The organism is uncultured Campylobacter sp., from assembly GCF_937921625.1.
Taxonomy (GTDB): Bacteria; Campylobacterota; Campylobacteria; order Campylobacterales; family Campylobacteraceae; genus Campylobacter_B.
In genome coordinates this window covers 39,053-61,518 of sequence record NZ_CAKZTI010000025.1, presented here as the reverse complement: position 1 = coordinate 61,518, position 22,466 = coordinate 39,053, and the positions used below count along the sequence as shown (strand labels likewise).

Here is a 22,466-nt window from a genome sequence, read left to right as displayed (position 1 = left end):
ATTTGCGCGTTCTGCAGCTCGCACTTGTGCCTCTGTGACCGGGGGAAGGCGGACGGTTTATACTGATGCGCGGATGCGATCGAAGCCTCTTGCAGCGCGGGAGACGTTTTAAAAGTAGTGCTCGGTGAGTATGAACAGCGCGTTTTGCAGCTTGCGTTTACGACGCATCGTTTTTTAAAACGAATTGAAATTTAAGGCGCAGCTAAATTGCGCGCTGTGTTCTTGGCGCCAAATTTAAACCGTGGCATGAAATTTTAAAGTGCAAGCGGAGTAGAAAATAGGATGGTTTTAAAATTTAAAAATTGAGCACTAAAAATTTTGCGATTTTAAATTTTATAAATTTATAGAGCCCTGCAGAATTTAAAATTTTAAAATTTTGCTTCTTTTTGGGCTTTAGAATTTTAGAATTTTAAAATTTTAAAATTTGCTGCAGCGGACCTAAATTTTAAATCGCATCGTGCCAATATGAAATGTCTTGCAACTGCGCAAGCGGGAGAAACTGCCGGAGTATTGGCTTGCCATGCGTGGCGGCTGATTTGCGGCACGAATGCCTATGTGCAATTTTGCATAGTCGCGGTTTACGACCATGCTATAGCGTGCCGAAAGCCGCCGCGATACACCTGCCGGAGCTAGAATGCACCCGCCTGTGTATTAAAAGATAGTGCGAGGTCACGCTTTACGGTGCTGCAGCGCGTGTCGAAGGCTACGCGATACGTGAGAGCAAAATGCACATTTAAAAAGTGGCACGAATTGCGTTTCGCGGCGATTTATCCTCAGTGTGCGTCGAAATCGTCGCGATATGTTAGAATAGAGCGTAGGCAATTCACGCTTGCGGGATAAAGAGAGATCGTGCTTTACGGCGCGCTATCTCGCAGCGTGCGCTGCAAAGCCGCCTATGTGCGAGAATAAAATTTGCGCCACGCGTCAAAGATGCACGATCGTGCTGCGTGCCAAAAGACAATACGTGGTCGTGCCGTACGCTTTTTAAAAGGCAGTGCCGCGATCCGGGCCGTGCGGCAGGGGCGCAATGCGAGGTTTCAAGCCTTGCGCGGCAGACGAAGCGTGCACGGCGCGCGTAAATGCGAATAAATTTTAAAACGGAGAGATGATTGAGAACCGATAAATGGCTATATTACTTCACCTGCGCGCTCATTACGATCGGCATGATATTTTCGCTGTCGCTGAGCTCCTATACGGTGCTTTTGCTGGGCGCTACGCCACTGCATTTTTTTTATCGTCAGTGCGCGGTGGGGATCGCGTGCATCGCGGTGATGTGGATCGTATCGCGCGCCGATCCCGATAAATGCCTAACGCCGGTGTGCATGTCGCTTTTTGCGATAATGGGGATTTTGATGCTCGCGATGGGCTTTTTGCCCAAGTCCTTAGTCGCCGACGTTAACGGCGCGGCGCGCTGGATCAGGCTGCCGTTTTTTAACCTCGCGCCGGTGGAATTTTTCAAGGTGGGCTTCATATACTTTTTGGCGTGGAGCTTTTCGCGCAAGCTCGATCACTCTAAAAAAAGCATCGGGCGCGAGATCGCGACGCTGCTTCCTTACGTAGCGCTTTTCGGCTTTGTGGTGATCCTGGTCGCTATCGTGCAAAACGATCTGGGGCAGGTCGCCGTGCTAGGGCTTACGATGATTTTTATGTCGCTTTTTGCGGGCACGAGCTTCAAGCTCATCGGCTTTAGCTTTATGGGGATTTTGGGGCTTGCTTACGTCTTTATCGTCACGAGCGCGCACAGGGTCGATCGCGTGCGCTCGTGGTGGGGCGGAGTGCAGGATTTCGTGCTGTCGTTTATGTCGCCGGAGACTGCCGCAGGACTTCGTATAGAGGATGCTAGCGCGCCGTATCAGGTCGGACACTCGCTAAATGCGATAAACAACGGCGAGTTTTTCGGGCAGGGACTTGGGCTCGGAAGCTTTAAGCTCGGATATCTGAGCGAGGTGCATACTGACTTCGTGCTCGCAGGTATAGCCGAGGAGTGGGGATTTATCGGGATTTTACTCATCGTGGCGCTATTTTATGCGATGCTCTTTCGCATCTTTCAGACCGCGAGCAAGTCGCCGAGTAACGTAAATTTCCTCTTTTGCCTGGGTATTGGCTTTATGTTTTTCTTTTCGTTCATCATCAACTCCTACGGCATCACGTCGATCTCGCCGGTAAAGGGCATCGCCGTGCCGTTTCTGAGCTACGGCGGTAGCCACCTGCTCGCGGCGTCGTTTGCGGTGGGGCTCGTTTTGATGGCGTCGAAAAGGGCGAAATTTTAAGGCTTTTGCGGGCTTTGGGGCGAGTGCGATTTAAATTTAGGCGTAAATTTAGAGCCGAATTGCGCTTAAAATTCTACGCCGAAGCGCGCCGAGGCTTAAATTTAGGCGCGAAATTTTATAAATTTAAAGGAAAAGTATGGTCATAGCAATCAGCGGCGGCGGCACCGGCGGGCATCTGATAATCGCTAAAAATTTAGCCGCCCATCTTGCGAAGCAGGGCATCAGGGCGATCTTTATCGGCTCAAACCGCGGGCAGGATCGCGCGTGGTTTGAAAATAGCGAGCTTTTTGCGCGTACCTATTTTCTGCAAAGCTCGGGCGTCGTCGATAAAAAGGGCTTTGCCAAGCTAGCCTCGCTGCTAAATATCCTGCGCCTCTCGCTTGCGGCGCATAAAATTTTAAAGCAAAACGGCGTGCGCGCGCTCATCAGCGTGGGCGGATACAGCTCGGCGCCCGCATCCATCGCGGCGATCCTTTCTCGCGTGCCGTTTTTTATCCACGAGCAAAACGCCGTTTGCGGGCGGCTTAACCGCTTGCTGAGGCCCTTTGCGCGCGTGTTTTACAGCTCCTATGAAAAGCCCGCGTTTGCTTATCCGATCGCGGATATTTTTTTCGAGACGGCGCGGCCGCGTACGGCGCTTAAGAGGGTCATCTTTTTGGGCGGCTCGCAGGGGGCGAGCTTTATCAACTCGCTTGCCGTGGAGCTTGCGCCCAAGCTCTTGGGTCTCGGCTACGGCGTGATCCATCAGTGCGGCGAGCGCGAGTTTGAGCGCATCTCGCAAATTTACGCACAGCAGGGTCTGGATGTACAGCTCGTGGGCTTTTGCAAAAACATGCACGAGCTCATCGCAAACGCCGATCTTTGCGTCGGACGCAGCGGCGCCAGCACGCTGTGGGAGCTTTGCGCAAACGGCTTACCCGCGATATTTGTGCCGTTTCCGTTTGCGGCGGCGGATCATCAGTTTTATAACGCGAAATTTCTTAAGGAGCGCGGGCTGTGCGAAATCGTGCGTCAGCAGGACGCAAGCGGCGAGCGGATCTTGAGCTTGATTCAGAGCTTCGACGTGGCGCGCGCGAGCAAAGGACTGCTTGAGCTTGCGGATCGAAACGGCGCACAAGCGATCATTGGCGACGTAATGAGTAAAATTTAAGGCGCCTCCGTTTTTTATGCCCATACTTTGCGCGTAATTTCATCGCAGAGCAGGGCGAATAAAATTAAAATTTGCTCTTTCGCGCGCTCTGCTACGCGGCAAATACGGCTAAAGAGGACAGGATGCGACGTTTTAATAACAAAAAGCAGCGTAAGGATCGGCGAAAACGAGAGTGGCTAAAATTTAAATTTGATTTGGGAAAATTTGAGCGGATTTACCCGAACGCAAATTCAGCTCGGGTAACTTTAAGTCTATTTTAATTTTTTATACAATTCACAAGTGAGTTGCCAAAAATCTTTATTGCTTGGATTTTGTGCTTCTGAGTCGTTTTTACCCAACTCGCAAGCCTTTTTGTAATATTTAACAGCCGTATTCTTATTGCCTAAAGCAATATTATATGCACCAAGACTCGAGCATCCTCGCCAATTGTTTTTATTGCAAGCGTATTTATAGCAAGATACGGCTTTTGTTATATCTTTTTTCACGCCATATCCATTATTGTACATTATCCCAAGATTGTTACATGCCATAGGGTCTCCAATATCGCAAGTCACTTTCAATAAGCGAGCCGCTTCTTTATAATTTTGTTCGATCCCGGCAATCCCCTTATAATACATAGCTGCGAGATTTCCGCAGCTTTCAATAAAATATTCATTTTTTTTTGAACAGCTTTGTCCATTTTGCAAACTTTTTCAAAATAGTATTTTGCTTTTTTGTAATCTATCCTTTCTCCGCCAACCATAAAGTAATATTCACCGATTACAGTGTAATACTTTAAATTTCTACCCTCACACTCTTTATCGAAATATTCGATTTGAGCTTGTGTTAATTCTTCAGCAGAAAACGCCAAATTCGCTAGAACTGCCAAAACCAAAATTACTTTTTTCATTCTTTTCTCATTTGAAATTATTTGTGAATGCAATATGCTAAACACGCAAGTAGAGCCATTATTATGAGCAAAAGAACAATCAGAATAGGAAATCCTATCTTTTTATCTAATTTCTTATCGTGCCAAGTTATTGTTGCATAGACAATAAAGCCCGCTACAGCTATAGTTAATACATTAATCCATAAATCTTTATCTAATATATTAGCCCATGCGCCGCCTACTATACCGCCCAAAATCGATAAAGAAACCTGGACAAAAGCTTCATTTTCTTTATCTTCATTTATATTTTTCGTTTCACTTTCTTTCTTATTGTTGTTCATGCCGTTTTGGGTCAAGGCTTCGTTCCCGTTAATCTTATCCTCAGCTATATTTTTCCTTTCAACCAAAAATTTAGCGCATTCTATCCCCCCCTTAAAAATCGATAAATTTCATTCTCGTTTTTTTAAGAGATAAATTTTTGATTTTTCCTCTCCGGAAGGAAGCTTCGCTATGATGCGCCGAAATTCTTACCAAAACCCGCACTTGAAATTTCTGCGGCTTTTGCGATTTTTGCGGATTTTTCGGTTTTCGCGGCGGCGCCTTTGTGTTTGGCACGCCTGAGAACTAGAAGCTTGACGCGCGTAAAAAGCCAAAATTTTACGTTGAGCGAGCGGCTATTTCGTAGGTAGCAAATCGAGCAAAATTCTACGCTAAATTTTAAAACGCACCTCTAAATTTACAAAACTTGATAGGATTCATATCAAGTTTATTTATTCTACTCTTGACAAGATTAGCACTCCATGATATAATCTGCCAAAATTTTCAAAAAGGACTGCATAATGGCAAAGAAAAAATTTAAGACCGAAGTGAATGATCTGCTAAATTTGATGATCCATTCGCTTTATTCAAACAAGGAGATTTTCCTGCGCGAGCTGATCTCAAACGCAAGCGACGCACTGGATAAATTAAACTACTTAAGCCTTACAAACGACGATTACAAGGCACTTTCGTATGTGCCGCGCATCGATATAAAGATCGACAAAGAGACCAAAACGCTAAGCATCGGCGACAACGGCATCGGTATGGACGAAGCCGAGCTTGAGAGCAATCTCGGCACTATCGCGCGCAGCGGCACGAAGGGCTTTATGGCGAGCCTCAGCGGCGATGCGGCGAAGGACAGCAACCTCATCGGGCAGTTCGGCGTCGGGTTTTATTCGGCGTTTATGGTTGCAGATCGTATCGATGTTATCAGCCGCAAGCCTCTCTCGCAGGATGCCTTTAAATGGAGCAGCGACGCGAGCAACTACATGGTCGAAAAGGCGCAAAAAGAGAGCTTCGGCACGACGATAATCCTGCATATGAAAGATGAGGAGTTTTTGGACGAATATAGGCTCGAAGGCATCATCAAAAAATACTCCAACCACATCCCTTATCCGATCTTTATGGATAAAGAAGAATACGTTCCTGCGCAAAAAGAGGGTGAGCAGGGACATAGCGAGGTTAAAAACGTCCAGATCAACCGCGCGAGCGCACTTTGGCAACTGCCAAAAAGCAGCCTAAAGCCTGGCGATTACAATGAATTTTACAAGCAGATCAGCCACGACAGCGGCGATCCGCTGTTTTACATCCATACCAAGGCCGAGGGCACGCACGAATACACGACGCTCTTTTACGTGCCGAGCAGCGAGCCTTTCGATCTATATCGCGTCGATTATCAAAGCGGCGTAAAGCTTTATGTCAAGCGCGTTTTCATCACCGACGACGCCAAAGAGCTGCTGCCTAGCTACCTGCGTTTCGTGCGTGGTATAATGGACGTCGAAGATCTGCCGCTAAACGTAAGTCGCGAAATTTTGCAAGAAAATCGAATTCTAGCCTACGTCCGCGAGCAGAGCGTCAAAAAAATTCTATCCGAGCTGCAAAAGCTTTTGCAGAACGATCGCGAAAAATACATAAAATTTTACGAATTATTCGGCAAGGTTTTGAAAGAGGGGCTTTACGGCTTCGGCGCAAACAAAGAGGAAATTTTAAAGCTTTGTCTTTTCAAATCAAACCTGCGAGACGGCCTCATCACGCTTAGCGAGTATAAGGAAAAAATGGGCGCAGAGCAAAAAGAGATCTATTATATCGCCGGAAACAGCGCCGCGATGCTTAAAAGCTCGCCTCTGATCGAGAAATTTAACACCGAGGGCACGGAGGTGCTACTCTGCGACGATGAGATCGATACGATAGTGATGCCGGGCGTTTTTGAGTTTGATAAGACGCCGGTTAAAAACGCAACTTCGATCAAGCAAGAAGCTGCGAGCGACGATGCCGCGACGCCGCAAGCCAAAGAGATCGCCGCGAAGATCAAAGAAATTTTAGGCGAACGCGTCAAGGACGTTAAAATTTCATCGCGTCTAAGCGGCTCGCTTTCCTGCCTTGTTTTTGACGAGAACGATCCCGATTTTGCGACGCAGCAGCTGCTTAAGCAGATGGGAGGCCGCAATCTACCGCCAATAAAGCCGATTTTGGAGATCAATGCAGATCACGAGATCATCAAAAAGCTGCAGGCCGATAAACTGATGCTGCCGCAAGTAACCGAGATAATCTACGATCTGGCGCGCCTTAGCGAGGGGCAGGAGCTGGAAAATCCGAGCGAGTTTATCAAAAACGTAAATGAGCTGATCGCAAAGGCTCTGTAGATTATCTAAATTTAGAGCTTCGATCTGCTAGCAAAATTCCGCGCGGCTGCATAGGCTGTATAAATCTATGTAGCCGCGTTTTAAATTTAAAGAGAAATTTCGGCGGGCAAGCTTCGTCGCACTTTTTAAATTTTAAAATTTAAAAGCGGCGAAATTTCATCCTTTGATTTCGGTAAAATTCTATCCTGCGGCTCGGTTTGGCGTTTTGGAAATTTTGAAATTTTTGATCGCTTTTATCCGCTAGTCGAGGTCGGAGCGCGAGCCGAAAATATTCGTCAAATCATAAAATCATAAATCGGGCGATAAATTTCGCTATTCATTAATTTAATCTTTACAAAGTTGCGTAATTCTATTTTAAATTTCCACCTTTTTTATCGCAAACAGCGAGATTGTTTGATATAATTCATTTTATAAATATTTGTAAATCTTTATGAAAGGAGATTTCGAATGAAACTCATCAAACTAAGTTTAGCTGCGGCGGTTTGCGCATGTGCGGTATCCTCGCTAAGCGCGGCGGATAGCGTAGCCGAGGCGATCACTAACGGTAAGTTTGGCGGAACGGTAAAGACCACTTACGCCAATAAAACCGTAGATAATAGAGGCGAAGCCGCTACGGGCGATAACGACTACGAGGCATTCGGCGTGGGTCTTGAGCTTGGATATGTTACCGATCCTCTTTACGGCTTTAGAATAGGGCTTACCGGACAGGGCTGGTTAATGCCGTATCATGTAGGAACAAGCAATAAAACCCATTACGATAAAGAGTGGTTTACCAAAGGCGCGGTCTTATCGGAACTATACCTAGGATACGGCATAGGAAATACTGATATAAAGGCGGGTAGACAATATGTCGTAACTCCGCTCGTTGCGGGCAACTATACGAGGGCGTTTAAAGAAGCTTTCGAGGGCGTAGCGATATCTAATAAAGATATCCCCGATACTACCTTGTGGGGCGGATGGTTTTATAAATTCCAAGGAAGGAGCAAAACCGCTATGGGCGCTCCTGCAGGCGAAGGAAAAGCTCCTTTGTTTAAAGATAGGGTGATTCTGGGTAATATGACCGGTCCTGTCGCCGTAAAATTTGAAAATATCTTCTCCGCATATGTTCAAAACAAATCCTTGCCTTATACTACTTTAACCGGCGCTTACGCAGCGGTAACGGACGTTAAACCGGCTAACGCGTTAAAGGACGGCGACGTTAGCCTGTATCTTGCCGAGGCGAACGTAAAAGTGCCGGCAGGTGAGGTTTTAAAGCTAGGATTTGATCTTAACTACAAAGGCTCGCGCGTAGACGGAGGGCTGGAGCCAAGAAGGCTTGACGGCGATATGTTCGGCGCAAGAGTCTCGGTTAGCGAGTTTTTCGGATTCGGTCTATCGTATGCCTATACGACCGTTAGCGACGATGATGCCGTTATTTTGGGCGTCGGCAACGGCCCTGGATCATACACCGCTCTGCCTATTAGAGGTCCGTTCGTATTCACAGGATACGCGGGTATGGATACGCATAAGATCGTGCTTGATTACAACTTCGGCGCTATTGGCCTAGATGGCTTTAAAACCGCGCTACACTACGTAAAAGGCGATCAAGACAGAGTAGGCGGCACGAATAATATCAATGCTAGCGGGGCTGCGGGTCAAGCGGTCGGCACCAGCATGGACGTAGAGGGCTGGGCGGTAACGGCAAACTACGCTCCTAAGGCCGTTAAGGGGCTAAGCTTGGGCGTAACCTACACTGCGCTTGAGAGGAGCGACCACTACGCTAGCGGCGTAAATAGGAAGTTCGACGAGAACGAGATATGGTTACAAGCTGCGTATAAATTTGATCTAAGCGGCAACTAAAGCTTTAAAGAGCGGAGCATTTCCGCTCTTTCTCATCTGCATTATTTTGCCTTGTATATGACGCAAAAAGGGCGTTTAAATCCGAAAAATTTACTCTTTCTCATCTGCATTATCAAGCGGGCTCGCGCTTGATAAATGTTTCATCCTAGCTCCTTAAATTTAAACATGCTCTTAAATTTTAAATGAAACGGAGGTAAAATTTATCTCTAAAATTTCGCCGCAGAGCTTGACGTACCGAAATTTAAATAAAGCTTGGGCATTGAAATTTTGACGAGGATTTTGTTACGCGTGCTTTATAGGAATTTTAAATTTATAAGATTTTAGAAATTTCATTACAATTACAAGAAATATACCTTTCTAGCGTTTTAAATCTTTTGATACGAAAGCGTGACTTAGATATTCTTTTAGGTGCATCGTTGTAGACCCTCCTATTCCAGGCACATTTAAAATTCCTTTTGGAATATGCTCTGCAACAAACGCCATTTTATTCCTCCTTTTTATTGGTTAAGTCTTGTAGTTCCATTGTATAGTTTGGATCCGATTGCCACGCATCATAATCGCCATAAGCTTCTAAGCTTTTCTGCAATAAGTGAAAAATATTTTGCATTTGTGCTTTGGAATTTAAACTAGGCTTTAACCCTAAAACTTTCCAAATACGATGAAATTTCTTTGGACTTATTGTGCTATCAATATCAAAATTATAGTCCAGCGTAATTTCTATATTTCTATTATTATAATGCAAAATCCATAAAGACTTTGATAAAACAGCTCTGTCATAATTTGGGTCTGGAAAACTATAAATTTTTAAAAGCCAGCAATCTAATTGCCTATCTATTGTAAAATTTAGATTTGGCAACTTTCCTCCATAATTATACTTACCATATAGAGCACTCAATCCATACTTCTCATCATCCTCTTTGGTTATGATTGCGTTTTCAAACGCCATCGCTTCCTCCTAAAATTTTAATTAGATTATACCCTCGATAATTTATGCTAGCCTTATGCTCTCAGAATGTATCGTGAGTATGAAATTTTAAATTAGCACTATAGTAAGGCTCATATAGATGCAATTGTAAGGGTTTTTTGTCGATACTTTTCGTTTACGAGCTGGCGAGTAAGAAGCGCATAAACTTAAGTTGCGGGCGGTTGGTTTAAATATAGTCTGATAGATGAAATTTTAAATCGAGAATTCGAGGAAATTTTAAATCTAAAAGCCGATAAATTTAATAAAAACTTCGTCAAAATTTCAAAAATCCCGTCAAGGTCTCAGCTAAACCTCGGCGGAATTTTGAAATTTAGAAATTCTAGGATTTCAAGCGGCGTTATTTCTTCGCGCTAGAAGCGTCCATAAAGGCCTGTTCTTCGGCGCTCGGTTTATACTCGTCGCCGAAAAATTCCTTCTTCGCCTTGATCTTCTCCTGCATCATCTTCTTTTCGTAAATTTTATACGTCGGTCGCCAGTACTCTAGGTAGTTGCGAAGCCCGATGCCATGCCCTGCGCTTACGTGGCAGCTCGCGCATTTAAGCTCCTTATCTGTTCCCAAGAGCTTTTTATAGTGCGCGTGCATGCGCTGCGCCTGCTCGGAGGTGATCTTGCTGTCGATCACGGTGGCGTGGCAGCTTGTGCAGCCGTTGTCAAACACATAGTGCTCGCGGTTTTCGCGCCTTTTATTCCAGTCGTATTTTTCAGGCTCGTCAAAGAAGTGCGAGTAGCCCTCCAACACGCCGTTTTTGGCCTTTTGATAGACGTATTTTACGATATTGTCGTGCGGCAAGTGGCAGTCGACGCATTTAGCTTTGACGCCCGTTTTGCCCTTACCCGAGTGGACGTCGTCTTGATAAGCGATCACCATCGGATCCATCTCGTGGCAGACGTCGCAGAATTTATCGGTGCTCGTTTTCTCAAGCGCGTAATGCACCGGCACGACGACGAAAAACCCTATAATGCCGCTTATTAAGATAATAAGCGCTAGTAATTTTTTAGAAATTCTCATGGTGTCACCCCCATCCATTGCGGCACTTCGTGCTCGTGACATTCGGTACACATATTCGTAGATGCCTTGTGCTCGTTGTGGCATTCGTCGCAGTATAGCGTAGGACCGTCGTGGACGGAGTTATGCGGATTAGCCTTAAGCGTATCCATAAATTTAAGCCTCAAAGCGAGCTGCTTTTTGTCGCCGTGGCAGCTGATACAGCCTTTATCGCCGATGCTTTTAAATTTAGACGGATCGCTTCCTTGATTTATGTGGCAATCGACGCAGTCAAATGACAAATGCTCGTGATGAGGTTTGATTTTGTATTTTGCCCGAAGCTCATCTGAAACGACTATGTCCGTGGCGTTGGCGTCGTTAGCACTCGGCGCGCCGAACAAAGTCGCGATGATACAGCACAGAAACAGCGCCGTAAAACTGAAATTTTTCATTTACAACCTTTTAGAAAACTGCCTTGCCGACCCGCTTTCGCTACTGGCAAGGCTTTAAAGAGCTTACGCTCAGACCTAGCTAAGCGATTTGCTCGCCTGCGATCATTCCGAAAACTATGCAGTCGGTGATCGCAACGGTGCCTAAGCGGCTGGCTCCGTGAGTACCGCCGGTGATCTCGCCTGCAGCCCAAAGCCCGGGGATCGGTTTATTCGTCTTAGATGATAAGACCTCGGCTTTGGTGTTGATTTTTAGGCCGCCCATAGTGTGGTGAGGTTTCGGCGAGAGGCGGATGACGTAGAAAGGTCCCGCTTCGTTGATCTCGCTAAGTGCGCTTTCTTGCTTGCCAAACTCGTCTTTTTTAGCCTTAACGCCTTCGTTGTATTTTTTGACGCTCTCTTTTAAGGCATCCGCAGGCACGCCGTATTTGCTAGCGATCTCATCTAGGCTTGCACATTCGCCCACTAGCTTTCCGCTTGCCATGCCTTTGGAAATAACCTCTTCGCTTAGGTCTTTAAACGCCATTTTGGTGTCGGCGAAGGTTATCGGATAGGCTTTCGGATCCTCGCGTAAAATTTTAAACTCCGCGTCCGCGCGAGTCTTGCGATCTGCAAGCTCGTTCATAAAGCGTTTGCCCGTGCGAACGTCCACGGCGATACCGTATTTAAAGGTGCCTTGCTGAGTTAAGATCGGAGCGGTGCCGAAACCCTTCTCATCGGGGCTCGCCCACGGACCGAACTGGATCCAATCGACCTGCACCGGATACGCGCCGATCTCAAAGGCTTTTAGTAGCACGCCCGCAGTTGCTCCCGGGTGGTTCGTGCTATCGACATCATCTGGAATGCGCGGATCTTGAAGCTTGCGGAAAATTTTATCGCGGCAAAATCCGCCCGCTGCGAGTACTACGCCTTTTTTGGCTTTGAGCGTCTTTTTTGTGCCGCTCGTGTTTTCAAGATCGTCGCTGTAAAGATTGGGATCAAATTTATACTCCTCACGGATCACGACGCCCGCTACGCGATCACCGTCCATTACGAAATCGTCAAATTTGGCGCGGCGGCGAAGCTCGCAGCCTTTGTCTTTTAGTGCTTCAAATTTTTCAAGCATCGGCTGGATGTAGCCCGAGCCGCTATCATTTGTAGTTAGCATCGAGCGCGCGACGCTGTGACCGCCGAAGTGCGCGCAGTGATCCATCTTAAATTGCACGCCGTTATCTACGAGGAATTTAAACGCGTCTAGGCCGCGGTCTGCTAGCGTGCTTAAAAGCTTGGGGTGATTGATGCCAAGTCCTGCTTTTAGACAGTCGTTCATAAATAGCTCTTTACTGTCTTTGATGCCCGTTTTTTCCTGCACTGGGTTCATTGGCACGCTCATACCGCCGCCGTTGATTACGGAGTTTCCGCCGATACGGCCCATCTTTTCGAGGATTAGCACTTTATTGCCTTTTTGCGCGGCTTTTAAGCCCGCCGCAAGCCCTGCAAAACCGCTGCCGATGATGATTACATCCCACTCCTCGTCAAATTTAACGTCCTTTGCGTCCACTGCGCTTGCTTGCGCATTTACCGCGCCGAGTGCGAGTGCACCGGCTCCTACCATACCCATTTTCAGTATGTCGCGTCTCTGCATATTGCTCCTTTACTTTGAAATCCCTTAATCTTAAAGATTAATATTGTAATTTTATATTAAATCTTTATGTAAGTCAAATGTTATTTAGTATATAATTTAATAGCTAGAGGCTATAAAATTTCAACCGAAGGGGCAAAAAATGAGCTTGCGACATATGGAATTTGCGGTAAAAATTTCGGAGCTTAAAAGCTTTACAAAAGCGGCGAACGAGCTTGGAATCGCGCAACCATCACTTTCAAAGAGCATCATGCTTTTAGAAAAGGAGCTAGGTGTCGAAATTTTTGATAGAAAAAACGGGCTTGAGCTTACCTATGCGGGCGAAATTTACATCGCCAGAGCGAAAAATATGCTTAGGCTTAATAAGGAGCTAAATAACGAAATCCGCGGGCTTTCGTCTATCAAGACGGGTAAGCTCGTAATCGGCGCGACCTCGACCAGCTTTAAATTTATCGAAAAGATCATCGCGGTCTTCTGCAGTAGGTTTTCGAAGGCTGATATCAGGATCGTGCATGTCCACTCCGAGCCCGCGCTAATCGAGATGCTAAAAAGCGGCGAGCTTGATATCGTCTATGTCGCGCACTTCGGCGAGCTTTCTGCGGAGGGGCTTGAGTGCGAGTTTATAAAAAAGCGCAGGCTGCTTCTAAGCGTCTGCTCCTCTCATCCCGCTGTTTCGCGAGCGAGTATAAATTCTACCGAGAGATACCCCAAGATCGCGCTTAGCGAGTTCAAATCCGATAAATTTGCAATTAGCAGTAAAATTTTAAAAAGCGAATCGAACTTCAAAAAGATCTTTGAAAACGCCGGCTTTACGCCTCAAATTTTCTGCGACACCTCCTATCTGTACGTGGCTAACGCGATGGTTGCGGCGGGGCTTTGCGTGAGTTTCAGTTTTGCGCGGTACATTTTTGAGACGCAGAAGGACTACATCACGCTCTTTGACGTCGCAGATGAGCCGCTTTTGGACGTGTCGTTTTCGGTCGTGTATAAAAAACCATCCAAGCTCGCAAAGGAATTTATAAAGATGATAAAAGCGGGCAAAAGCGGCGAGTAGGGCGATCTGCGGCGCGCAAATTTAAATTTAATAACGCGCCGCAAGGGTTTAAATTTAAAAATGCACTGCATAGGTTTAAATTTAATAGCATGCTTCGAGACGCTGCGCCAAAGATCAACTTTTAAAATTTATCCCGCAACCTTGTTTTTTAAATTCCGGTTCGCAGCTTGCTTGGTCGAAATTTCATCTCAAATTTTATCTCGCGCTCTAATCGGTTAAATTTTATCTTGCACATGCAGACTAAATTTTACCTCGTGGCGCGCTAGGCTAAATTTTCATTCGCCGCGGCTACGTAAATTTACGGCGCGCTCTTTTATAAAATTTTATCTGTAAGCGGGGCAAAGGGCGTCTATTCGGTGCTTTCGGCTCTTTGGCTCCCGCTTGATTAGCTTTTCTTGCTTGCCGCCAAAACTTGCGCCAAGATCGCTGCTAGCGCGATATTTAGGCTGACGCAAAGCCCAAACAGCGCCACGGCCTTGGTGGAGCTGAAAGCGAGCGTAAAAAAAGAGATTATGCTGGTTAAAGACGCGAGCGTGATGCCGAAAATTTTATCGCTAAGCGCCATCTTATCGTTGTTTGCAAAGATCATATAATCTATCCCCACGGCGCCCGAGAGGATCAGCGCAAAGATGACAAATATATTCACGCTCACGCCGAATGCGCTAAGCAGGGCGAGCACGGCCAAATTTGTCGCAAAAACGCAGATGACGATCAGCCACGCCGTCCGCGCGCCGAAAAACGCCCACAGCAGCGCGAGAGCTAGGGCATACGCGGCGCATTTTAAATACAGAGCGTTGATTTTGATCTGCGAAAATGCCTCGCTTATGGCGCTTCGCATGTTTAGATGCAGTGCGCCCATCTGCGCGGCAAGCTCGCTAACGGCCGCTTTATCGCGCACGCCGCGCAAAAAAGCGATATGCGGATCGATACTCGGCATCGCGGCAAAAAGGACGGAGCTTCTAGCCTGCTCGTAGCTTAAAATGGGCGCATCTGCGATCTTAGCAAAGTTTGCGTCCACGAGCTCACGGCTAAGCCCGAGATGTAAAAACGCACTTCTATCGTAGTTTGCAAAGGACTGCTTGATAAAGCTCTGCGTAGCCGGATCCAAAATCGGCGCGCCGGTGTATGAGTCCGCAAGACCGCGCGCTACAACCTCTTTGGCTACCGCGCTTGCATCGTTGCCCACGATCAGATCGAAGCTGGAGCCTCCGATGCTTGCGAGCTTGGCGCTCATCGCGATCAGGTTTTTATCCAGGCTCGCGTATTCGCTGACATCGTCCTTAAGCTCCATCTTAAAATACAAAAACGCAAGCAGCGCCGCGCAAACGATGGCGAGCGCTTTTAGGCTTAGGTTTACCTTGCAAAGAGCCTTCGCGTAGAGTTCAAGAGCTTTTGCAAAGAGCGGGGCGGGGCAAAATTCCGCTCCTTCAAGAAGCAGCGGCAGGGCGAAGTAGCTAAAGCAAAATGCCCCCGCAAGCGCGGCTATGGCAAAGATCGCGATCTCTTTGAGCAGAAAAAACGGGCTGAATAAAAATACGAAGTAGCCTCCCGCAGTGATGAAAAACCCTAGAAGCAGGATGTTTCGCATACTTTTTATCGAGCGAGCTTCGATGCGGCGCGAGATGTTTGCGCCGAGCCAGTGCACCGCGTAATCCAGCATCAGCCCGATTAGGCTCGTCGAAACCACGGCGCTTAGGATGTGGATCGAGCCGCGGATCGCCATCGTAGCCGCTACGCCGCAGGCAAGCCCGAAAAGTGCGGGCAGCAGCAGGCAGAAGATCCGTGCGCGCGAAAATGCCGCCAGCAGTAGCGCCGCGCACAGGCTAAGCGATACGGCGCCCGCCACGGAGCTTTCGCGCACGCCAGCGCTCTTACCCAATGCGCTAAAAAGGGCAGTGCCAGAAATTAAAATTTCGCTTTTTTGCGCCTCGCGCACAAGCGCGCTAAGCGCGTCGTCATTTGCTTTCGGAGCCAATTTAGCCATAGCGAAGTAGTACGGCGCGCCGTCAATGATCGTAATAAAGCGGTTTTGTGCAGGATCGAGTCTGATAGCGCCGCGAGAGCTGAGGCGCGAGTGAAGGCTAAGCGAGAAAAAGTCCTGCGAGAGGCTAAGCGGGCGAAATTTTGAATAAAGCTCACGCGCGCTACGCTCAAAAAAGGCCTGCGGATCGCTTTTTAAAAGCTCCACGCTCGCATCATCGAGCATCGCGGGCGCAAAGCGCGCAAGCTCGCTCTGATACATGCTCGCGTCCTTTACCTCATAAATTATGCTTTCAAAAAGCCCGCTTTTTTGCATATCTGCAATGAACGCGTCAAAGCTCGCTCTCTCTGCGCTTGCGATGATGATTTGCCGTGCGATCTCGCGGTTGAAATCCTCGACGCTCTGTTTCTGCTCGCCCGAAATTTCGATGCCGCTCAGTTCGTAAAAATCGGAATTTACGCGGTTTAAATTGAGCGCTATAAAGGCGCAAAGCGCGATGAAAACCGCGCCGAATACCGCTAAAATCGCGATCTTACTCATCTAAGCTCACGACGCCCGAAAATACGTTTTCGCTCACGTCGCCGTTAGCGCTGTTAATTCGCAGCACTCTGACGTAGGCGCCGCCCTCGATCACGATATTTTTAAAGATATTTTGCAGCATCCCTTTGGGGCTTAACTCGGCGCGCCATGCATCTTTGCTGCCGCTTAGCGCGATCGAGAAATTTTTGCTAAGCCGCGCTACGTCCAGGCGCGAGATCGCCAAAAAGGTGTCCTTATCAAAAAGCGAATCGGCGCTTTTGACCCACGCTTCGCCACTGCGCTCAAAAACGCCGTCCGCGCCGATTTTCAGCTCGCTTCGCACCGGCTCTAGCGTCGTCCAAAATAGCTCGCCACCCTTGATCCTAAACTCGCCGCTGCTTCGCACGGGCTCGGCAAAGCCCTCGATGCTGAGCGTTTCGCTAAATTTGCCGCCGATATTGTCGGTCTTAAGCGCCAGATCGCTCACTTCAAGCGCGCTCGCAAGTCCCAAAATCGCTAAAAATAAAGCTAAAATTTTCATCGTAGTCCTTTAAATTTTATGCTCGCTAAAATTTCACTGCTCGTTATCGCTAGGCAAAATTTCATTCGCCGCGACGTTTTGAGAGCTGTCTTGCTCGGGCGCGGCTTTGCTTGCCGCTGAAATTTTACCGGCAGAATTTTTCCCCGCTAAAATTTTATCCGCGCACGCCCTTAACTGCGGCGGTATCTCATACAGCGTCCTTTTGGAATCAAGCTCCACTGCGGCTTGCGACGTGGTAGCTTTGGCCAATAGCGCGCCCGATGGGCTTTTGATGCGGTAGGAGAATTTTATGATCGTGTCGCACTCAAGCAGCTCGATGCTTACCGCAACCTCGTCGTCAAAAAGTATCGGCGCGATAAATTTAAATTCCATTTTGATAATGGGATATATAAATCCATCATCTCTCATCTGCATATATGTGTAGCCTGCGTCGCGCCAAAACTCGCATCTAGCGTCCTCGCAGAGCTTTACGTAGTTGCCGTGCCACATCACGCCCATCGGATCAGCGTCGTAAAATCTGGCGCGAAATTTATACTCTTTCATTCCTCTCTCCGCTATGAAATTTTTCGTCTTGCGAGGCGGATTTTGCGGCGGCTAAATTTGAATTATCTAAATTTAGCGCAGTATCCGAGTCCGCCGCATTTTTTAAATTTGATGCGGCATTCGAACTTGCCGTGTCGTTTAAATCCGCTGCGCCATTTAAATTTGACGCAGTATCCGTGCTCGTCTCGCCGAAATTTTGCGCGCCGTCGCGCATCGTCTCGCTCACGTCTTTTCCTTGCGCCCAAAAATCAAAGAAATTATACCATTGAGAAGGAAATTCTTTGGCATAAAGCTCTAGCTGCCGCACGTAGCTTTTAAGCGGCGCCGCTACAGATCGCGCCTTATCGCGGCTTTTTAGCGGCGCAGGCAGCGGTTGTAGCCGCAGCTCGTGGCCGCTGCGCCCCTCGTAGCACCATAGGCTAAATAGCGGCGCGTCCAAAATTTTGGCGAGCAGATACCCGCCGATCGGGAAGTTCGCGCTGCGTCCTAAAAAATCCTCGCTTTGAAATTTATCCGAGCCCACCGGCATGCGATCGCCCATTATCGCGATGTGCTCGCCGTTTTGCAGCAGTTCTTTGATTTGCAGCATCTCGCCGATGCCTAGCTCGCCGACGTAAAGAATTTTCACGCCGCCGCCCATCTTTTCGATAAATTTCATAAAATTTTCGCTGTGTTTGCGAAAGATCAGCACGTTAATTTTTATCCCCGCCGTGCTTGCCGAAAGGGCGCGCGCGATCTCGGTGTTGCCGAAGTGCGAAGTGATTAAAATTTTGCCCGTTCCGTCGCTTAAAAGCTCCTTCATGCCGCTTTGCACGCGAATTTGATCCAGCGCGATCTTGCCGTTCCAAACCGCGATTTTTTCGCACAGACTGAGGGAAAATTTATAAAAATTCGCGTAAATTTCGCGAATCTTGGGCTCACGATCAAGCGCGCGCCGCAAAAACTCCCCGATCGCGCGTCGCTCATTTTTAAGCAGCGCAAAATAGATCGCCGAGATAAAAAGCGCGGTGCCTCGCATGCAAAAATCAGGCGTGTGAAGCGTGATGAAGCGGGCTAAATTTAAAAGCGCCGCGCCCGCCTTTTCGTTGTTTTCGCTCCAGTGCTTAGCCATCGCGCCCGTCCTTTGCGGCGGCATGTTGCGACGAGGCTTTTACGAGCGAGCTTTGCGCTGAATTTTCCGCCTGTGAGCTTTGCGCTGCGGCGTTGTCGCCGCATTTTTCGGTACCAGCTTTTTCGTTTGCGCCGCCGTCTATCTCCTCTTTTGCACCTTTGCGACTATCGCGCCGCGCGCCGCTGCAAGGGTTTTGCCCCGCTAGCCTTTGCAAAATTTCGTCTGCACTCTGCTGCGAAGCATCCTGCAAGTCGCGCTTTTTAAATTTATCGCAGGCGCGTTTTAGCGCCCTTTTTGCAAGCCAGAGCGGAAGTCCGCAAAATAGCCTCGCGTGCATCAGCGAAATTCCGAAATTATCCCGAAACGGCGCGAAGTGGCTCACTCCGCCTGCTTCGTAGCGCACCGCCAGATCGAGCCATTTTATCTCTAGCCCCGCGCGCACGGCCAGGATTAAAATTTCGGCATCAAAGCCCATTCTGCGGCTCTTAGTGCGGGGCAGAAGCGGCACGATCCCCTCTAGCGGGTAAATTCTAAAGCCGCACATCGCGTCTTTTATGCGGTGCGAAAGGGTATTTATCACGCACCAAAAATTCATTATCTTGCGTCCGTGTAGGCGGGATTTGGGCGCGCTTTCGTCATACGCGGGCGCAGCGCAGATCAGCGCGGAGGGCTGCTGCGCCGCAAGTGCCAAAAACTCCTCGCATCTGCTTACGTCGTGCTGAAAGTCCGCGTCGATCTGAAAAGCATGCGTAAATCCAAGTTTCTTCGCCCACACTAGGCCGTCGCACACGGCAGCGCCTTTGCCGCCGTTTTGCGCGCGGGTGTAAATTTGAGCCGCAAGCCCCTTTAGCGCGCTTTTGCTCGCTTCGTCGCTACCGTCGTCCACGATCAGCACGGGCGCGATGGGCGCCAGGGCGTGCACGAGCTCGGCGATGCGCGCGGGGTGGTTGAAGTAGGGCAGTAAAAATGCGGGCTTAAAGGCAAATTCTTCCACTGGCGCAGACCTTGTCGTTTGAAATTTCAAAGCGGAGTTTGCCGCTTGCTTCGGTGATTTTGATTAAAATTTCATCGCCGGGGCGGATGAAATTCGTAAATTTTAAATTTTCTATCTTTTGCGTGCCGTCCAGCTCGTAGCCCAGGGCTTTTGCGCAGATCAATACGAAGCGAAGCTGCATAAACGCGGGCACCAGCGCAAATCGCGCAAAGTGTCCGTCAAAATAAAAGTCGCTGGCTCGCACCTTCGCGCGAAACTCACTCTCCGCGCTCCGCTCGAAAATTGGCACCTCGTAGCGCTGCAGGGCGCTTAAAAAGTCCTTTTTGCTTAGCTTGCCCTGCTCATTAAAAGGCAGCTTGCTTGCGATCTTAAAGTAGCGCAAAATCGCGCCGAATTCGGGCTTTAAAAAGGCCTTTAACTCGTCCGTGACGCCCTTTTTGCCGCCTGCGCGAAACGCCTGCTCGCCGCGTTCGCTGAGCTTGATAAGAGCTACGGCGCGGTCTCGCTGGGGGTGCAGATCAATCCTGCACTCGCCGATAAATTCGTGCGAGCGGAGTTTGGCTTCGAGAAGATCGAGGCTCACGCGGTTTTCGTTGATCTTTACGGTGCGATCGCCGCGCCCCAAAAGCGTGATCTCATCTGCGCACACATAGCCGAAATCGCGGCTTTCAAAGCGCTCGCACCAAGGCGAGCTGATCGTAAACTCGCCCGTTTGCGAAAATTGGTCGGCGGGCCGCTTTGTCGTAAATTTATCGCAAAGCCCCTCTGCCTGCGTAAATTTATCGTCGTGTTTTGTCGCGGAGTTCGGTGCGGAGCTGTTTTCTGTATCGGTCGCGGTTTTATCGCTAACGTCTGCATTAAATTTAGACGCCTGCTTGCCCGAGCGGTTTGCGTCTTGCCCGTCCGCACAGCGTGTTTTAGGCTTTGCCGCAGAATTTCCGCCGCAAGAGCTTGCCACAAGATCGAAGGGCTTATTCTCGCATTTTGCCGCGCTGCCGCTATCAATATCTGCGCGGATCTGCACGCTAACTGGAGCGAATTTTTTAAGCCCCGCGCCCTCGTTGCAGGCGATCACGCCCGTCTCGCTCGAGCCGTAAATATCGACGATGCGGGCACTGCTAAGCGCGCGCAAATTATCTCGGATCGCAGGACTTAGCGGTGCACCCGCGCTAAAAATGGTGCTCAAAGGCGCTATGTTTGCGGCGTCTGCGTGCTCGCACAGCGCGCCGAGCACCGTGGGTGAGCTGATCAGCACGGCGCCCGCAAGATCGGCTGCAAGGATGATTTCAGGGTAGTTTAGACCGCCTTTTTGCGTGCGCGAGCCGCAAATCAGCGGCACGAAGATGCTAAATGTGAGCCCGAACATATTTTGGTGCGAGACACCCGATAAAAATCGATCGCTTGCGCAAAGGCCGAATCTTTCTACCAAAAATTCCGCCTCCAAAACCATATCGCGTAGGCTTTTTCCGATATTTTTCGCTTCGCCCGTCGAGCCTGAAGTTTTGATATAAAATTTTTGATCGGCGCGCAGCAGATACAAAGAGACAGCCTCTTGCTCGCACGGCGCGTGATTTTGCGGCGCGTTTTTAGATGAAATTTTAGGCGCGGATTTTCCCGTATCGTGCGGCGAAATTTTTTCTAAATCATGCGGGCTAAATTCGTCTAAATTTTGCGCTGCGGCGAGATTTGGAATTTTTACGTCGCCGCCTAGATGAAATTTACCGCTAAATTTGGGCTCTCGCAGCAGTACGGGCGCAAAGCCCGCAATCAGCGCGCCGAAAAAAAACGCGATGAGCTCCGCCGCGTCCTCGCCGTAAATTTCAATCATCGGCGCGCGTTCTTGCTCTTGCGTCTGCGCCGATTGCAGGTCGCGCGCGGTATCTGTGCCGCCGCTAGAATTTTCCGCATCTTTTAAATTTACGCTTGCCGCGCTATTTTTGAGTTTGTCCGCGCCTTTTAAGTTTGCCGCTTCGCTCTGCTTGCATCCAGTTTTTGCTAAATCGCGCGCAAGAGCCGCCGCAGCAAGGATTTCGCGCTCGTAAGGTTTCAAAGAATTAATCAAATTTTTTAACATAAAATTTCCTAAAAATCATCTCGCCGCCGATCAGCGCGCCGATGAGGACGTATGAGATCGCGCCGCAGTAAACGCTCCAATAAATTTTATCTCGCAGTAGCAGCAGCGCCGCGCTAAGTAGGCCGTTTAGCACGAAAAATCCGAGCCAAATTTCGGTCAGCTTGCGCGTGTAGGCGCGGCCGTGCTCGTTGAGACCTGGCTGCTTCAAAAGCGCTAAGCGCGTGATCGCGGGCGTCGATCTTAGGCTGAGCGCGAAAAGCGCCGCGAGCGAGAAATTTATTATGAGCGGATACAGATACGCAAGCGCTCCGCCGCCAAATACGGCGCACAGCGCAAAAAATGCCGCGCTCGCGCCCTTAATAGCGTGATCTTTACTTTCAAAAACAGCTCGCGCTCCCCATAGCGCGCTCATCGCTACAAGCAAGCAGACCAGCGCGCCGCCGTGCAAAAAATAAAGGCCGAAAGGGTAAAACACGCTTAAAATTACGGTAGCTGTTTTTAAAAATATCGTTCGTCGCAATCTCTGTAATCCTTAAATTTAGCCGCAAGGGCTTGGTTTTTTTACCGCGGCGGTTGGGCTTTTGCCGTGGCAGCTTTAGCCTCGTCACAGCGGTTGAGCTTTTTTCTGCTGCGGTTTTAGTTTTACCGCGGCTGGCTAGGCTTTTGCCGTGGCAGCTTTAGTTTCGTCGCAGCGATTTTGGTTTTGCTGCTAGTAGCGCAATCGGCGCGATTATTACCGCGCTTCGATACTTTAAATTTGGCCTTAGCGTTCGATTTTAGGTGCCGCACTTTTAAAATTTT

At 48.6% G+C, this 22,466-nt stretch carries 20 protein-coding genes; 5 read left to right on the top strand and 15 right to left on the bottom strand.

Annotated features, from left to right (window positions below; translation table 11 throughout):
• Positions 1-1,109 precede the first annotated feature (1,109 nt).
• Positions 1,110-2,270: an FtsW/RodA/SpoVE family cell cycle protein gene (locus tag Q0101_RS03285; protein WP_297904610.1), complete on the top strand. Its 1,161-nt coding sequence runs from the start codon at positions 1,110-1,112 to the stop codon at positions 2,268-2,270.
• A 136-nt stretch (positions 2,271-2,406) separates the two neighbouring features.
• Entirely contained in the window at positions 2,407-3,420 is a 1,014-nt protein-coding gene (locus Q0101_RS03280) for a UDP-N-acetylglucosamine--N-acetylmuramyl-(pentapeptide) pyrophosphoryl-undecaprenol N-acetylglucosamine transferase (protein WP_297942305.1), read from the top strand.
• A 251-nt stretch (positions 3,421-3,671) separates the two neighbouring features.
• On the opposite strand, the gene Q0101_RS03275 is transcribed toward Q0101_RS03280, so the two are convergent.
• From Q0101_RS03275 to Q0101_RS03265, 3 genes are read right to left on the bottom strand one after another with little or no spacing between them, the layout of a single operon-like run.
• Positions 3,672-4,037 (bottom strand): tetratricopeptide repeat protein, encoded by a 366-nt coding sequence (locus Q0101_RS03275; RefSeq protein ID WP_366939390.1) that lies wholly within the window; start codon positions 4,035-4,037, stop codon positions 3,672-3,674.
• Positions 3,977-4,309 (bottom strand): hypothetical protein, encoded by a 333-nt coding sequence (locus Q0101_RS03270; protein ID WP_297942301.1) that lies wholly within the window; start codon positions 4,307-4,309, stop codon positions 3,977-3,979. The genes Q0101_RS03275 and Q0101_RS03270 overlap by 61 nt, the downstream gene beginning before the upstream one ends.
• Positions 4,310-4,326: 17 nt before the next feature.
• Positions 4,327-4,695, bottom strand: a complete 369-nt coding sequence (locus tag Q0101_RS03265; RefSeq protein WP_297942299.1) for a hypothetical protein — start codon at positions 4,693-4,695, stop codon at positions 4,327-4,329.
• A gap of 432 nt (positions 4,696-5,127) precedes the next feature.
• Here Q0101_RS03265 and htpG point away from each other — a divergent pair, with 432 nt between their 5' ends.
• Both htpG and Q0101_RS03255 read left to right on the top strand, forming a co-directional pair.
• Entirely contained in the window at positions 5,128-6,969 is a 1,842-nt protein-coding gene (gene htpG, locus Q0101_RS03260; protein ID WP_297942297.1) for a molecular chaperone HtpG, read from the top strand.
• Between the two features lie 447 nt (positions 6,970-7,416).
• Positions 7,417-8,808: an OprD family outer membrane porin gene (locus Q0101_RS03255; protein WP_297942294.1), complete on the top strand. Its 1,392-nt coding sequence runs from the start codon at positions 7,417-7,419 to the stop codon at positions 8,806-8,808.
• A 357-nt stretch (positions 8,809-9,165) separates the two neighbouring features.
• Here Q0101_RS03255 and Q0101_RS03250 read toward each other — a convergent pair whose 3' ends face one another.
• The 5 genes from Q0101_RS03250 to Q0101_RS03230 form a co-directional block, all read right to left on the bottom strand.
• A complete protein-coding gene (locus tag Q0101_RS03250) occupies positions 9,166-9,291 on the bottom strand; it encodes a hypothetical protein (protein WP_297942292.1) in 126 nt (41 codons plus the stop codon).
• 1 nt (position 9,292) lies between these two features.
• On the bottom strand, positions 9,293-9,754 hold the full coding sequence (locus Q0101_RS03245; protein WP_297942290.1) for a hypothetical protein: 462 nt from the start codon (positions 9,752-9,754) through the stop codon (positions 9,293-9,295).
• A gap of 376 nt (positions 9,755-10,130) precedes the next feature.
• Entirely contained in the window at positions 10,131-10,802 is a 672-nt protein-coding gene (locus Q0101_RS03240) for a NapC/NirT family cytochrome c (RefSeq protein WP_297942341.1), read from the bottom strand.
• The gene (locus Q0101_RS03235) at positions 10,799-11,230 is read right to left on the bottom strand and encodes a cytochrome c3 family protein (protein WP_297942288.1); all 432 of its coding nucleotides are present in this window, start codon (positions 11,228-11,230) and stop codon (positions 10,799-10,801) included. Before Q0101_RS03235 ends, Q0101_RS03240 begins: the two co-directional genes overlap by 4 nt.
• Positions 11,231-11,309: 79 nt before the next feature.
• Positions 11,310-12,851, bottom strand: coding sequence for a flavocytochrome c (locus tag Q0101_RS03230; RefSeq protein ID WP_297942286.1), 1,542 nt, complete (start codon positions 12,849-12,851; stop codon positions 11,310-11,312).
• 139 nt (positions 12,852-12,990) lie between these two features.
• Between Q0101_RS03230 and Q0101_RS03225 the strand changes: the two genes are divergently transcribed.
• Positions 12,991-13,902: a LysR family transcriptional regulator gene (locus tag Q0101_RS03225; protein ID WP_297942284.1), complete on the top strand. Its 912-nt coding sequence runs from the start codon at positions 12,991-12,993 to the stop codon at positions 13,900-13,902.
• Between the two features lie 385 nt (positions 13,903-14,287).
• Here Q0101_RS03225 and Q0101_RS03220 read toward each other — a convergent pair whose 3' ends face one another.
• Genes Q0101_RS03220 through Q0101_RS03190 form a run of 7 tightly spaced genes read right to left on the bottom strand, consistent with a single transcriptional unit; the run spans position 14,288 to position 22,185 of the window.
• Positions 14,288-16,423 carry a hypothetical protein gene (locus tag Q0101_RS03220; RefSeq protein WP_297942282.1) on the bottom strand — a complete coding sequence of 712 codons (2,136 nt, stop codon included), beginning with the start codon at positions 16,421-16,423 and terminating at the stop codon, positions 14,288-14,290.
• Positions 16,416-16,943, bottom strand: a complete 528-nt coding sequence (locus Q0101_RS03215) for an outer membrane lipoprotein carrier protein LolA (protein WP_297942280.1) — start codon at positions 16,941-16,943, stop codon at positions 16,416-16,418. Before Q0101_RS03215 ends, Q0101_RS03220 begins: the two co-directional genes overlap by 8 nt.
• Positions 16,944-16,976: 33 nt before the next feature.
• Complete coding sequence (locus tag Q0101_RS03210; protein ID WP_297942278.1) at positions 16,977-17,486, bottom strand: thioesterase family protein; 510 nt, start codon at positions 17,484-17,486, stop codon at positions 16,977-16,979.
• On the bottom strand, positions 17,473-18,597 hold the full coding sequence (locus Q0101_RS03205) for a hypothetical protein (protein WP_297942276.1): 1,125 nt from the start codon (positions 18,595-18,597) through the stop codon (positions 17,473-17,475). The genes Q0101_RS03210 and Q0101_RS03205 overlap by 14 nt, the downstream gene beginning before the upstream one ends.
• Positions 18,590-19,591 (bottom strand): glycosyltransferase family 2 protein, encoded by a 1,002-nt coding sequence (locus Q0101_RS03200; RefSeq protein WP_297942273.1) that lies wholly within the window; start codon positions 19,589-19,591, stop codon positions 18,590-18,592. Before Q0101_RS03200 ends, Q0101_RS03205 begins: the two co-directional genes overlap by 8 nt.
• The gene (locus Q0101_RS03195; protein ID WP_297881424.1) at positions 19,572-21,665 is read right to left on the bottom strand and encodes an AMP-binding protein; all 2,094 of its coding nucleotides are present in this window, start codon (positions 21,663-21,665) and stop codon (positions 19,572-19,574) included. Before Q0101_RS03195 ends, Q0101_RS03200 begins: the two co-directional genes overlap by 20 nt.
• A complete protein-coding gene (locus tag Q0101_RS03190; RefSeq protein WP_297881422.1) occupies positions 21,646-22,185 on the bottom strand; it encodes a DNA gyrase subunit B in 540 nt (179 codons plus the stop codon). The genes Q0101_RS03195 and Q0101_RS03190 overlap by 20 nt, the downstream gene beginning before the upstream one ends.
• Positions 22,186-22,466: the final 281 nt, after the last annotated feature.